This is a genomic window from Pseudoxanthobacter sp., from assembly GCF_036822375.1.
Taxonomy (GTDB): domain Bacteria; phylum Pseudomonadota; class Alphaproteobacteria; order Rhizobiales; family Segnochrobactraceae; genus Pseudoxanthobacter.
Genome location: NZ_DAISHT010000097.1, coordinates 1 through 12,678, shown reverse-complemented (window position 1 = coordinate 12,678; position 12,678 = coordinate 1). Strand labels below are relative to the sequence as shown.

Sequence of the window (12,678 nt, the reverse complement as noted above, 5' to 3'; positions counted from 1 at the left end):
CTTTCAGGGGATGACGCGCCGCGGCCCGCGGCGGTGCCTTGCCAGCGGCGGCCCGATGGGCGCCCAATGACAGGACGGATCGAATCACCGGAGGAGGGTGGCAATGCCCCGGCTCTTCACAGGTCTTGAGATTCCGGCAGCCGTCGGGATGCAGCTCGGCCTTCTGCGCGGAGGCCTGCGCAACGCGCGCTGGATCGATCCGGAGAACTACCACATCACCCTGCGCTTCATCGGCGACATCGACGAGCGCACCGCCGACGAGATCGCCAATGCGCTCGACCGGGTGCGGCGGGCCTCGGTGCCGGTCCATATCGACGGGCTCGGCAGCTTCGGCGGCGCCAGGCCGCATTCGCTCTGGGCGCGGGTTGCCCCCAACGCCGCCCTGACGGAACTGCAGGCCGAGCATGAGCGCATCCTGCAGCGCCTCGGCCTGCCGGCGGAGGGGCGCAAATACACCCCCCACATCACCCTCGCCCGGCTGCGCGGCACGACCCCGCGCGAGGTGGCGGACTGGCTGGCGCTGCGCGGCGGCTTTTCGCTGCCGCCGTTCATCGCCGCGCGCTTCGTGCTGTTTTCGTCCCGCGCCTCGGTGGGCGGCGGGCCCTATCTGGTGGAAGAGGCGTTTCCGCTCTCCGCCTGAGGGGGCCGGGCGGCTTCAGGCCGCCGGCTCGCTTTCCGTCCTCGCCGCGGCCGCCCCGTCGCCGAAGCGCTTGCGGATATAGTCCTCGACCAGCGTCTGGAATTCCACGGCAAGGTTCGGTCCGCGCAGCGTGCCGGCCTTCTGGCCGTCGATATAGACCGGGGCGGTGGGGATTTCGCCGGTGCCCGGCAGCGAGATGCCGATATCGGCGTGCTTGGACTCGCCCGGTCCGTTGACGATGCAGCCCATCACCGCCACCTTCAACCGCTCCACGCCGGGATATTGCTCCCGCCACACCGGCATGCGCGCCCCGATGTGGGCCTCGATGGACTTCGCCAGTTCCTGAAACACCGTGGAGGTGGTGCGTCCGCAACCGGGGCAGGCCGCCACCACCGGCAGGAAGGTGCGGAAGCCCATGGTCTGCAGGATTTCCTGCGCCACCTTCACTTCCAGCGTGCGGTCGCCGCCGGGCTCCGGGGTCAGCGAAATGCGGATGGTGTCGCCGATGCCTTCCTGCAGCAGCACCGACAGCGCGGCCGAGGAGGCAACGATGCCCTTGGAGCCCATGCCGGCCTCCGTCAGGCCGAGGTGCAGGGCATAGTCGCAGCGCGCCGCCAGATCGCGATAGACGGCAATCAGATCCTGCACCTGCGAGACCTTGGCCGACAGAATGATGCGGTCGCGGCCAAGGCCGATCTCCTCCGCGCGCGCCGCGGAATAGAGCGCCGAGCGGATAATGGTCTCGCGCAGGATGGCGGCGGCCGGCTTCGGCTTCTCGGCGGCGGCGTTCTCGTCCATCAGGTGCGTCAGCAGTTCCTGATCGAGCGAGCCCCAGTTGACGCCGATGCGCACCGCCTTGTCGTGGCGGGCGGCGAGTTCGACGATGGCGCCGAACTGCTTGTCCTTCTTGTCCTTGAAGCCGACATTGCCGGGGTTGATGCGGTATTTCGCCAGCGCCTCGGCACAGGCCGGGTGATCGGCCAGCAGGCGGTGGCCGATATAGTGGAAGTCGCCCACCAGCGGCACGCGGATGCCGCGCTTTTCCAGCTTTTCGCGGATGTGCGGCACGGCGGCGGCCGATTCCGGCCGGTCGACGGTGATGCGCACGATCTCCGAGCCGGCCCGCGCAAGGGCGGCGACCTGCTGCACGGTCGCATCCACGTCCGCGGTGTCGGTGTTGGTCATGGACTGCACCACGACGGGTGCCCCGCCGCCGACCATGACGCCGCCGACATCCACGCCCACCGCGGGGCGGCGCGGCGCAGGCCCGGCCTCCGCACTGGCTTCCATCGCCTGATCGCTGACGGCTCGGTCCATGATGCTGTCCTTCAGAAGAACGCCCGGCGGTGCACCCCTGCGGGCGCTGCGCAGCCGCGCCCGCCCGTGGTCCGGCGCCGCCGGCGGGCCGGAACGGCTCTGGTGGTGCCAGAGCGCACCGGGTGCGTCAACCCGCTGCCGGCGCGGAGGGGCCGGCCGCCGCGCAATGGGCGCAGGCCCCCAGAATCTCGATCGCCGCATTGCGCGGCACGAAGCCGGTGCGCGCCTGCAGCCCGGCCACGTCGAGACCGAGGCTCTCGGCCGGAATCTCGGCCACCTGCCGGCAGGTCTCGCAGATGAGAAACACCACCGGCCGGGCCGAATCGTGGGTACCTGCGCAGGCCAGAAAGGCATTGAGCCGCTCGATGCGGTGCACCAGACCGTTCCCGGTCAGGAAATTCAGGGCGCGATAGACCGAGATCGGCGCGGGCGGCGCGCCGCCTGCGGCCAGCCGCTCGATGATGTCGTAGGCCCCGAGCGGGCGGTGGCTTTCCGCCAGCAGCACTTCAAGCACCGCGCGCCGGCCGGGCGTGAGCCGCACCCCGGCGCGCCGGCACACCGCATCGGCCCGCGCCAGCACATCGGCGGCGCAGTGGCGGTGGTCGTGGCCGGGATCGGGGAAGGCATCGGCGCAGCCGCAGGCACCCGTCACTGCGTGTGCCGGCCGCCCGGCCCCGCCATGAAGCAGTCGTTCCGTCATGATCGGCCTGTAGCATGATGCCGTTCTGCCCGGAACGAAGAAACGGCCGCCAGACCGCTTTCGCCCGGGGCAGAGCTTTCTGCCAAGGTGGGGTTTCGCAGCCGGCAAGTCAAACCCGGCGACCGTCGCGTTATGTTTGTGTCCATGCGACGTATTTATCCCCGTCTCGCGCGGGTGTGATCGCCGTCCGCAGACCCCCGGGCGGAACCGTGCAATTCCGTTCGACTTTTCACGGGCCGGGTGGTTTGATCGCCCGGCAAGGAGCACCTGCCGGTCAGGTGCCATCACTGCTATCCAGTGCAAGGAAACACGTCCATGCTGAAGGGCAAGACCGCCGTTGTCACCGGTTCCACGTCCGGCATCGGCCTCGCCTATGCGAAGATCTTTGCCGCCAACGGCGCCAATGTGGTCATCAACGGCTTCGGTCCGGCCGATGCCATTGAAGAGACCCGCGCCGGCATCGAGAAGGACTTCGGCGTCAAGGCCGTCTATGACGCGGCCGACATGACCAAGCCGGACGAAATCGCCAAAATGATCGCCGATACGGAAGCCGCCTTCGGCGCCGTCGACATTCTGGTGAACAACGCCGGCATCCAGTTCGTGGCGCCGGTGGAAGAGTTCCCGATCGAGAAGTGGAACGCGATCATCGCGATCAACCTCACCTCGGCGTTCCACACCATCCGCGCGGCCGTGCCGGGCATGAAGAAGCGCAAGTGGGGCCGCATCATCAACACCGCGTCCGCCCACGCGCTGGTCGCCTCGCCGTTCAAGAGCGCCTATGTGGCCGCCAAGCACGGCATCGCCGGCCTGACGAAGACCATCGCCCTTGAAACCGCGACCTCCGGCATCACCGTCAACGCCATCTGCCCCGGCTATGTGTGGACGCCGCTGGTGGAGAAGCAGATCCCCGATCAGGCCAAGGCCCGCGGCATCAGCGAAGACGAGGTGAAGAAGTTCCTGCTGCACGAACAGCCGACGCAGGAGTTCGTCACCGTCGAGCAGGTCGCCTCGCTCGCACTCTTCCTGGCCAGCGACGGCGCGGCCTCCATCACCGGCGCGATCATCCCGATCGACGGCGGCTGGACCGCGCAGTAAGGCACCGCTCCGGCGGCACGACACCGCAAAGGCCGGGCTCCCGCCCGGCCTTCTGCGTTTCCGCGCGCCGGCCTCAGGCCTGCGGGCGCCGGCGGAAGCGCATCAGGGTGTAGATGCCGAACGGCTTCAGCGCGGTGCGCTCCACCAGCTCCATCTCCGGGTGCGCCGCGGCCCAGCTGCCGATCCGCGCGAACGGAAATTCCGGCCGCAGCCCGATGCCGCGGGTGCGCGCCGCAAACCAGCGCTCCACCGCGGCCCGCCAGCCGGTTTCCGAATAGAGGTGGTTGACGAGGATCACCTCGCCGCCCGGCCGCACCACGCGGGCACACTCGTCCAGCACCCGCTCCGGCGAGGCCACCAGCGTGATGACGAACTGCGCCACCACGCAATCGAAACTCGCATCGGCGAATTCGAGATCGTGGGCATCCATCTGCCTCAGCGCCCTGACGTGCCCGAAGCGCCCGCCGGCCAGCTTCAGGCGGGCCTTTTCCAGCATCGGCGCGGAAAGATCGATGCCCGTGATGCGCGTTGCCGGCCCGTAGTCGGGAAAGGACAGGCCGGTGCCGACGCCGATTTCCAGAATGCGGCCGCCGACCTGGCCCGCCGCCCGCGCCGCCGCCCGCCGGCCGGCCCGGCAGACCGGGCCGACGATGGCATCATAGACCGGCGCCCACCGCGCATAGGCCTTTTCGACGGTTGCCAGATCGAGATCGGGTGTCGGAGAACCGGACGGACCGGCCGGTGGCGGGGACGAGGACGCAACGCGGGACATCACCTTGGTCATGGATCGGCCTTGAAACGCTTGCAGGAAGGCGGCTCGGCCGGCCCGGATTCCGGCCCCGGCAACGGCCTAATCCCGCCACCGTGCCATGCGGAGAGCACGGACGTGTGAAGCAGCCGGCTTACAACGCCTGAGACGCGGTCCGGGCACGGGCGGAAGACGGGCACCGGGGAAGCCCGGTGCGGGGAAAACCACGGGCGCGTAAAGTCAGGCGCGCGTAAAGTCAGGGCCCGGACTGCACGGGGCGGCGGGATCGCCGCCTCTTTCAGGCCGGCCGGCGCGCGGGTCCCCGGGGCCGGTTCCGGCCGCCGCCGCGTGCGGCCCGGGGACGGCAGACAGCGGAAACGCAGACAATGAAGCAGACCCGGGCATGATGCAGACGATACGCCGGCTGTGGCCCGCCCTGATCCTGATCCTGATCCTGTGGCTGCCCGCCCTGTCTCCGGCGCGGGCCGGCGGCCTGCCGCCGGTCACGCTCGACGGGTCGGCCGCCGGACCGGTGGCCGTGGAAGGCCATGTGGAGGCCTTCCACGATACCGGCGGCACACTGGATTTCGATGCCGTGCAGCGGATCGCCGCGCAGGGCGGCTTTGCCGCCGTCGACGGGCTTTTCAACCCCGGCATCGATAATGACGGGGCGTGGTGGCTACGATTTGCCGTGCGGGCCGGGGGCGCCGGCAGCGGCGAGTGGTGGCTCGCCGTCGATGCCCATCCGCTGACTGCGGCCGCGGATGCGTGGATGCCGGCCGAAACGCCGGACGGCATTCGCAGCGTGCAGCAGAAATCGGGCGCCGGAACGCCGCTCGCAGCCCGGGCGCTGCCGGTTCTGCCATTCGTCTTCAAGGCGGTGCTGGCGCCGGGCGAACAGCAGGTCGTCTATGTCCGCCTTGCCGGCACGCGGGCGATCCGGGCGCAGCTCAGCTTCTGGCGCCTGCCGGACCTTGTCGGCAACACCGTCCTCGTCACGCTCGTGCTGGCCCTGATTCTGGGTGCGGCAGCGCTGCTCGGGCTGTCGGCCATCGTTACCGGGCTCTGGCTACGCGAGCGCCGGCTCGTGCTGCTGGGGCTGAACACGATCTGCATGATGGCGCTGCAGACCATCACGACCGGCCTCGTCTGCCAGCTTTTACGCGGCCTTCCGCCGGCGGCGCTGTTTTCGCTGCACAGCGTCGTCCTGTACCTGACCGTCATCACGCTGATCGCCACCGTTCTGGAAATCTTCCGCAATTTCAGGGCCATGCCGCTGGTGCGCGCGTTCATGGCGGTCTTCATGCTCTATGCGGTGGCGGGTCTGGTGGTGACGCCGTTCTACGCCTACGAGGCGTTTCTCGTTCCGCTGCTGGTGCTTTCCGTGGTCTTCTGCCTTCTCGTCGTCGTGGCCTCCTATCGCTTCATGCGGGCGGGCGAACCGGCCGGCATCTGGTATTTCACCGGCTTCTCGGTCTTCTGCGCCGTGCTGTTCGCCTATGCCGCGCGGGTTCTGGGCCTCCTGCCGCTGACCGCCCTCAGCGCATGGACCTTTCCGGCGCTGGTTCTGGTGCAGATTGCCGCCCTGTTCACCGGCATCACGGTGGCGATGCGGGCCGGCGTTCAGGCCCGCCGCACCCTTGAACTGCAGCTGGTGGACGCCCTGCAAAGGAGCGAGCGCGAGCTTGAGCAGGCGGTGGCGGAACGGACGCGCGAGCTGGAGGACGAGAACCGGGCCCGCGGCGAGGCCGAAGCGGCGCTGCGGCAGGCCCTGCGCGTGCAGCGCAATCTGCTCTCGATGGTCAGCCACGAATTCCGCACCCCGCTCGCCACCATCAGCACCGCAGTGCAGATTCTGCGCACCCGCTTTGCGGATGCCGCCAGCGCGGCCACCTACGAACTCGGCATGATCGGCCGCGCCGTCGGCCGCCTCGGCGGGCTGATCGACACCTTTCTGGCCGAGGAGTGGCTGAGCAACGTCTCTCTGCAGCCGCGCCTGCGCCGGACCGACATCCGCGCCCTCATCGACGACGTCGTGCAGGATGCCGGCAAGGAAAGCGCGCCCCGCATCGTGGTGGAAGGTGCCGGCAGACCCGAATTCGTCGCCGACCCGATGCTGCTGCGTCTGGCAATCGGCAATCTGGTTGAGAACGCCCTGAAATACAGCCCCGGACCGGTCCGGGTTCAGTTCGCAACCGCGGGCGAAAGCCTGTTCGTCCGCGTTGCAGACCGCGGCCCCGGTATTGACGTCGCGGAGCGGGAGGCGATCTTTGAGCGCTATTATCGCTCGCCCTCTCAGGCGTCCCTGCCCGGCGCAGGGCTGGGGCTGTTCATCGTGCGCCAGATCGCCGAGATTCACGGCGGTCGTGTGACGGTGACGGCAACGCGGGACGGGGGCAGCCTGTTTGAGATTGTGCTGCCGGCGCGGCCGTGAGCAGGCCGGCAGACGAAATACCGCCCGGGCACCGCGCCGGTGCGGGCTTGAGGAAGGCACGATGGCAGAGGAAAGCGCGATCCGGGTCGTCGTGGTGGAAGACGATGAAGACCTGCGCAACGGTCTTTGCACCTATCTGCGCCTGACGGGGATGAGCGTGCGGCCGGCCGGCTCGATTGCCGGACTGGAACGGGCCCTGAAGTCCGAGGCGGCGGATGTCATCGTGCTTGATATCAACCTGCCGGGCGAGAGCGGCTTCAGCGGGCTTGAGCGGCTGGGGCTGAAGCAGCGGATGGGCGTTGTGGTGCTGACCGGGCGTTCGGCCGGTTACGACCGCCTGCAGGGACTGGCGCTGGGGGCCGACAGCTACCTGCTGAAGCCCGTCGATATGACCGAACTGGTGCTGGTGATCCGCAATCTCCATGCCCGCCTCGCCCGCGGCGCGCCGGTCCGCGGCTGGACCTATGACGCCGTTCGCTGGGAACTCACCTGCCCCAACGGCCGCTCGGTGGTGCTGACGCCGCAGGAGTGCGGCCTTGTCGTGCGGCTGATGGCCGGGCCGGGCTGCGCGGTGAGCCGCGCGGACCTGAGCGCCGCCGTTCAGGCCGCCGGGGGCGCCACCCCGGACCGGACGCCCCATGTCGAGGTTCTGCTTTTCCGCCTGCGGCGCAAGGTGGAGAAGGCGTGCGACTGCAATCTGCCCATCCAGTCGGTGCGGGGCTATGGCTATGTGTTCGCCGGCGATGCACGGGCCGGTGATGAGAGAGCCGGGTCTGGCGGGGTCGTGACGGGAGAGCCGTAACGAGAGCGCGATGACGGGAGCGCGGCGCTGCATCCGCCGGGCCGGAAACGAAGAGACGCAGCAACGGCTGCGCCTCTTCCCGTCGGATTGCCGCCCGCAGGCCGTGACGGCGGCCCTGCACCGCCTGCCGGTGTCGGGTCAGCCGGCCGCAGGCTGGCCGGCCTGCGCAGCGGCCGCGCCGGCAGCTGCGGCCTTTTCGGCCGCCGTCAGCGCTTCGGGGTTGTCGATATGCACCGTGACGACATTGTTCGTCAGCGCCAGACCGGCGGCCTCGAAGGCGCGCAGCAACTCCAGATAGACCTGACGCTTGACCATGAACAGGTCGGCCGGTCTGGTGATGAACTTGACGCGCATGGTCAGGCCGCCGGAATCCACCGCCGAGATGCCCTGCGACTTGGCCGGAGCAATGAACTTCGGCCCCAGATCCGGGTCGGCCGCCAGCCGCTCCCCCACCTTCTTGATGACCTTGCGCACCTTCTCCGGGTCCGTTCCGAGCGGAAACCTGAACGGCAGCTTCGCCACCTGCCAGTCGCGCGACAGGTTGTTGATCTGCTTGACGCCGCCGAACGGGATGGTGGCGAGATCGCCGTTGGTGCGGCGCAGCTGGAACGAGCGGATGGAGATGCGCTCCACGGTGCCCTGCGCGCCGCCGACATCGACATATTCGCCGACGCGGAAGGCATCGTCGATGAGGAAGAACGCGCCCGACATGACATCGTGGACCAGCGTCTGCGAGCCGAAGCCCAGTGCCAGACCGATGATGCCGGCGCCGGCGAACAGCGGCGCCACCTGCACCCCCAGCTCCGACAGGATCATCATGGCCGAGATCACGATAACGGCCGTGAGCAGGAAGGCACGCGCCATCGGCAGCAGGGTGGCGATGCGCGACTGGCCGGGCGCGAGCGGCTGCGCCCCGTCGGGATCGGCGACCACGATGCCCGGAATCGCCCCCTCCATGGCGAGCTTGCGTTCCACCGCGATCTCAATGGCCTTGTAGACCAGATAGCCGCACACCGCGATCAGGCCGGCCTTGATGGCCGTGAGACCGGCGCCCGTGCCGGAGAACGACAGCCCCCACGTTTCCAGCAGCACGCCGAAGGCCGTCAGCGAGATGACGAGCGCCGCCCCCGTATAGGACAGGTCGAGGAAATCCGGCAGGCGGCGGCCATCGGCCGTGTAGAGCGTGGCCGAAGGGCGGATCAGCTGCGCCAGAACGAGGCGGCAGACCCCCTGCAGCGCAAGGCCGGCAAAGACCAGCAACACCGGCGCGACGACCAGTTCGGAGCCGCCGCCGTCGCCGATCAGCACCCGGATGCCGCGGATGACCCACGAAACGATGAAATAGACCACCGCCACGAGCCACCAGTTACGGGCCACCCAGCCGCGCCAGCCGGCCGTCCAGCCCAGCGCCCGGGTCACGACCCTGCGGTCGGTCACGCACAGCGCAATGAGGATCAGCACCAGCAGCGCCGACAGCGCCAGCCCCACCAGCTGGCGGGACTCGGTCGGCAGCTGCAGCACCACCAGCCAGATATCCGCCACCACCACCAGACCGAACAGAGCGGCGAAAAGGCTGAGGCTGCGCATCAGGCCGCGGGCCTCGCGGTCTTCCAGCGCCACGATGCGGCAGCCGTGCAGCCCGGGGGCGACGATGGTGCGGAAAATCTGCCGCGCCGCCCGCACCCCGGCGAACCACACCAGAATCAGCAGCGCGGTGCGGTGCAGCAGGTCATGATCCTTGCCCAGAACCTCCAGCACGCCGAGCCCGACGAGAAACAGGATCAGCGTGCCGACCAGCCAGAGGCCGCCGCGCCGCAGCAGGAAGGCAATGCGCTCGTTGACCGAGAGTTCGGTCTCGCCGGGCGGGAGCGCCTTCGGATGGCCGATCGTGAACCGCTCGAAGGGAATGGCAACGATCAGGCCCGCAATAACGGCCACGACGCCGGCACCCAGCCCGCCGAACACCCACGCATCGATTTCCTCCCGCGGTTCCTCGCGGTCGAGCGCGGCCATCATATCGGCCGGGAAGGTTTCGACGGCCGCAAGCGCACCGTGGAACGAGCCGCGCAGCCGCGTCAGGATGCTCAGCAGATCGGCTTTCGCATCGGCCAGATCCGCGTCGATCTGCTTCTCAATGATCGCGCCCTCGCCCGGGCCGGCGGAACGGTCCGCCTTGTCCGCGGCGCGCACGGCCACGCCCGCGAAGCACAGCCATAAGGCCGTGAACAGAAATGCCAGCGACACCGCCTTCGGCAGTGCCATCCCCCGTAAGATCGCCATCGTCACTCCCCGACGCAAAGGCGCGGAAGCCCCCGGTCCCGGATATCCGCCGGAATCCCCGCCCATCTCGCTGCCGCGCCCTCACCCCATGGGCGAATACCTGTGACGCGCGCATTGGCGACAGTATATGCGGCGCAGAACGATAATTCATTTGTTATTATACAGAATTTATATCTGTAATAATTTGAAAATAAAGACTGATTCTGTGTTTTTCAGGATTTCTTACGAGCAACTATCCCCGGTTCGCATGTCATTCGATACGTTTTTAAGGCCATAATCGGATATCATTGAAACAAGCCTGCCGGTGCAGGAGCAGCCCGCATGGCAAACGCAGCCGAACTGCTTCGCAGCGAGCTTCCGATGCCCGTCATCTCCCATGAAAAACAGAGCGCAGTCCGGTTCCCCGGCCGGTGCGCGCCGCCTCATTCATCGCGCAAGCCGGCCGCACGGCCCGCCTGATTATCGTCGCGGAAGACGGCGCGCCTTGCGCAGGTTTGCGGCAAGCTGATCGCGTGTCTGATGGGCATGCGCGAGCCAGGCGGGCTGGCCCGGGCCGCTGCGCCAGGATTCGCTGAGCGGGCTGTTGTCGACGGTGTCGAAGCCAAACCGGTCGTAGAGGTGCGTCACCAGTTCGACTGCTTCCGGGAAATTGCTGGAAACCGACAGGGCGTGGCGGTTCGGATCGCCGGCCGGGCGGGCGGACAGAAACAGGCGCGGCGCCTGAATATGAGTAAAGGCCTTGGCGACCTTGGACTTCGGCAGGTGTTCCTGACGAAGCTCGTGCTCGGTCTTTTCCCCGGAATCGACCATTGCATAGCGCCCGTCACGCCAGGGCATGTAATTGTTGGTATCGAGCACGATCTTGCCGGCGAGGGCCTCGGCCGGCATGTCATTGATGAGCCTGAGCGGGACGGCGATGATCACGAAATCACCGGCCGCCGCCGCTTCTGCAGCCGTCGCGGCCCGGGCCGCAGTTCCGAGGTCCGCCACGAGAGCACGAAGACTTTCAGGGCCGCGTGAATTGGCGATGACGACCTCATAGCCGCCTTTGATGGCGGCGCGGGCCAGCTGGCTTCCCACTTCGCCCGCGCCGATTATGCCGATTGTCGTCATCGCCGTAACGCCTTCCTTACGCGCCGAATGCGCCGTCGATCGTGTGCATGGCCCCGGTGACGAAGCTGGCCTCCGGTCCGGCCAGCCACGCGACCATCCCGGCCACCTCTTCCGGCCGGCCATGGCGCTTGATGGCCATGAAGCTGTGCAGCACGTCCTTCATCGGGCCATCGGCGGGATTGGCATCGGTATCGATGGGGCCCGGCTGCACGACGTTGATGGTAATGCCACGCGGACCGAAATCGCGCGCCAGTCCGCGGGCCAGCCCCTGCAGCGCAGATTTGCTCACGGCATAGGAGGCCATACCGGGGACAGGCATGCGGTCCCCGTTCACCGATCCGATGATGATGATCCGGCCGCCTTCCGGCATATGCCGGGCCGCCTCGACAGCGGCATGATAGGGCGCATGGATGTTGATCCTGAAGAGGCGGTCGATGGCATCCGGATCCTGCTCCAGCGCATCTCCGAAGATGCCGATGCCGGCATTGACCACCAGAACGTCCAGCGGCCCGCTTTCGCGGACGCTCGCAATGACCGCATCCCGATCCGCACTGTCCGTCCGGACCGCCCGAGCGCCGGCCTCTGCGGCCAGTTGCCCGGCGGCCGCTTCCGAGCCGGCGTAAGTGAAGGTCACCTTTGCGCCGTCCTGCGCGAAACGCCTGACGATTGCGGCGCCGATACCGCGGCTTCCGCCGAGGACCAGAACCGATTTTTCCTGAAACGCCGACATACGGCCTCCTTGCACATTAATGTACGAGGCGATACATAATTGTCTCCGGCGCTCAGTCAATGATTTTTGTAATCATGAGTACAAAAAATATCAAACCCCGCGGACGGCCGCGGCGCTTCGATCCGCAGGAGGCGGTTGCAACAGCGCAGGCGCTTTTCCATGAGCGTGGCTATGACGCGGTCAGCGTGAGCGACGTTACAAAGGCGCTCGGCATAAACCCGCCGAGTTTCTACGCCGCGTTCGACAGCAAGTCCGCGCTGTTTTCGCGTGTTCTGGATCGGTGGTCGGAAAACGGGGCCATCCCACTTTCCGATATTCTGCGGGATGACCGCCCTGTTGCTGACGCGCTTGCGCATCTTCTCGAAGAAGCCGCACGGCGGTATGCAGACGCGTCTGGCCGAGCCGGATGCCTCGTTATTGAGGGCACGCGCTCCAACGACCCGGAGGCGCGCGAAGCGGCCTGCGCATTCAACCGCGCTGCCGAGAAGACCATTCTGGACTATGTTGCCGCACGTCATCCGCAGGATGCGGAACGGGTGACCAACTTTGTGAGCACAGTGATGTGCGGGCTTTCAGCCAAGGCCCGCAGCGGCCACACTCTCGATCAACTCCTCGAAACCGCGCGCATCGCGAGTTCCGCTTTGGCGTCAGCGATCCCCTCCGAGGCACACCCCTGAGGAGGAGCAGCGGCGCAACTGTCGCTGAACGGGCACTCGGCGAGGTCTGCGGCCGCCGTCGCCGACGGTCGGGATCTATCGCGTGATAGCGCAGCAACGGCAGTTTGCTGTCTCATCCGCCCGACGCCGTAACCGGCCACGT

The 12,678-nt window shown here is 67.7% G+C and carries 11 protein-coding genes; 5 read left to right on the top strand and 6 right to left on the bottom strand.

Translation table 11 applies throughout. The features are described from left to right. The first annotated feature begins 103 nt into the window (after positions 1 to 103). Entirely contained in the window at positions 104 to 640 is a 537-nt protein-coding gene (gene thpR / locus V7067_RS10610) for an RNA 2',3'-cyclic phosphodiesterase (protein ID WP_334175871.1), read from the top strand. A 15-nt stretch (positions 641 to 655) separates the two neighbouring features. Here thpR and ispG read toward each other — a convergent pair whose 3' ends face one another. Continuing rightward, positions 656 to 1,957, bottom strand: coding sequence for a flavodoxin-dependent (E)-4-hydroxy-3-methylbut-2-enyl-diphosphate synthase (gene ispG, locus V7067_RS10605; protein WP_334175870.1), 1,302 nt, complete (start codon positions 1,955 to 1,957; stop codon positions 656 to 658). A gap of 127 nt (positions 1,958 to 2,084) precedes the next feature. Further along, positions 2,085 to 2,609: a Fur family transcriptional regulator gene (locus V7067_RS10600; protein WP_334175869.1), complete on the bottom strand. Its 525-nt coding sequence runs from the start codon at positions 2,607 to 2,609 to the stop codon at positions 2,085 to 2,087. Positions 2,610 to 2,972: 363 nt separating this feature from the next. Here V7067_RS10600 and V7067_RS10595 point away from each other — a divergent pair, with 363 nt between their 5' ends. After that, positions 2,973 to 3,752, top strand: coding sequence for a 3-hydroxybutyrate dehydrogenase (locus V7067_RS10595; protein WP_334175868.1), 780 nt, complete (start codon positions 2,973 to 2,975; stop codon positions 3,750 to 3,752). 73 nt (positions 3,753 to 3,825) lie between these two features. On the opposite strand, the gene V7067_RS10590 is transcribed toward V7067_RS10595, so the two are convergent. Continuing rightward, a complete protein-coding gene (locus V7067_RS10590) occupies positions 3,826 to 4,524 on the bottom strand; it encodes a class I SAM-dependent methyltransferase (RefSeq protein WP_334175872.1) in 699 nt (232 codons plus the stop codon). 379 nt (positions 4,525 to 4,903) lie between these two features. Here V7067_RS10590 and V7067_RS10585 point away from each other — a divergent pair, with 379 nt between their 5' ends. Continuing rightward, positions 4,904 to 6,934 carry a sensor histidine kinase gene (locus tag V7067_RS10585; RefSeq protein WP_334175867.1) on the top strand — a complete coding sequence of 677 codons (2,031 nt, stop codon included), beginning with the start codon at positions 4,904 to 4,906 and terminating at the stop codon, positions 6,932 to 6,934. Between the two features lie 61 nt (positions 6,935 to 6,995). Further along, complete coding sequence (locus V7067_RS10580) at positions 6,996 to 7,736, top strand: response regulator transcription factor (protein ID WP_334175866.1); 741 nt, start codon at positions 6,996 to 6,998, stop codon at positions 7,734 to 7,736. 138 nt (positions 7,737 to 7,874) lie between these two features. Here the strand turns inward: V7067_RS10580 and V7067_RS10575 are convergent, their stop codons facing one another. The 3 genes from V7067_RS10575 to bdcA form a co-directional block, all read right to left on the bottom strand. Further along, the gene (locus V7067_RS10575) at positions 7,875 to 9,998 is read right to left on the bottom strand and encodes a mechanosensitive ion channel domain-containing protein (RefSeq protein WP_334175865.1); all 2,124 of its coding nucleotides are present in this window, start codon (positions 9,996 to 9,998) and stop codon (positions 7,875 to 7,877) included. 477 nt (positions 9,999 to 10,475) lie between these two features. Next, the gene (locus V7067_RS10570) at positions 10,476 to 11,129 is read right to left on the bottom strand and encodes an NAD(P)-binding domain-containing protein (RefSeq protein WP_334175864.1); all 654 of its coding nucleotides are present in this window, start codon (positions 11,127 to 11,129) and stop codon (positions 10,476 to 10,478) included. A gap of 16 nt (positions 11,130 to 11,145) precedes the next feature. Continuing rightward, positions 11,146 to 11,859, bottom strand: a complete 714-nt coding sequence (gene bdcA, locus V7067_RS10565) for an SDR family oxidoreductase (protein WP_334175863.1) — start codon at positions 11,857 to 11,859, stop codon at positions 11,146 to 11,148. Positions 11,860 to 11,933: 74 nt separating this feature from the next. Between bdcA and V7067_RS10560 the strand changes: the two genes are divergently transcribed. Next, complete coding sequence (locus V7067_RS10560) at positions 11,934 to 12,536, top strand: TetR/AcrR family transcriptional regulator (protein ID WP_334175862.1); 603 nt, start codon at positions 11,934 to 11,936, stop codon at positions 12,534 to 12,536. The last annotated feature ends 142 nt before the right edge of the window (positions 12,537 to 12,678 follow it).

Bases quoted from the DNA above. Each gene is read 5' to 3' on its own strand.
- thpR (WP_334175871.1), top strand. From the start codon at position 104: ATGCCCCGGCTCTTCACAGGTCTTGAGATTCCGGCAGCCGTCGGGATG.
- ispG (WP_334175870.1), bottom strand. From the start codon at position 1,957: ATGGACCGAGCCGTCAGCGATCAGGCGATGGAAGCCAGTGCGGAGGCC.
- V7067_RS10595 (WP_334175868.1), top strand. From the start codon at position 2,973: ATGCTGAAGGGCAAGACCGCCGTTGTCACCGGTTCCACGTCCGGCATC.
- V7067_RS10590 (WP_334175872.1), bottom strand. From the start codon at position 4,524: ATGTCCCGCGTTGCGTCCTCGTCCCCGCCACCGGCCGGTCCGTCCGGT.
- V7067_RS10585 (WP_334175867.1), top strand. From the start codon at position 4,904: ATGATGCAGACGATACGCCGGCTGTGGCCCGCCCTGATCCTGATCCTG.
- V7067_RS10580 (WP_334175866.1), top strand. From the start codon at position 6,996: ATGGCAGAGGAAAGCGCGATCCGGGTCGTCGTGGTGGAAGACGATGAA.
- V7067_RS10575 (WP_334175865.1), bottom strand. From the start codon at position 9,998: ATGGCACTGCCGAAGGCGGTGTCGCTGGCATTTCTGTTCACGGCCTTA.
- V7067_RS10570 (WP_334175864.1), bottom strand. From the start codon at position 11,129: ATGACGACAATCGGCATAATCGGCGCGGGCGAAGTGGGAAGCCAGCTG.
- bdcA (WP_334175863.1), bottom strand. From the start codon at position 11,859: ATGTCGGCGTTTCAGGAAAAATCGGTTCTGGTCCTCGGCGGAAGCCGC.
- V7067_RS10560 (WP_334175862.1), top strand. From the start codon at position 11,934: ATGAGTACAAAAAATATCAAACCCCGCGGACGGCCGCGGCGCTTCGAT.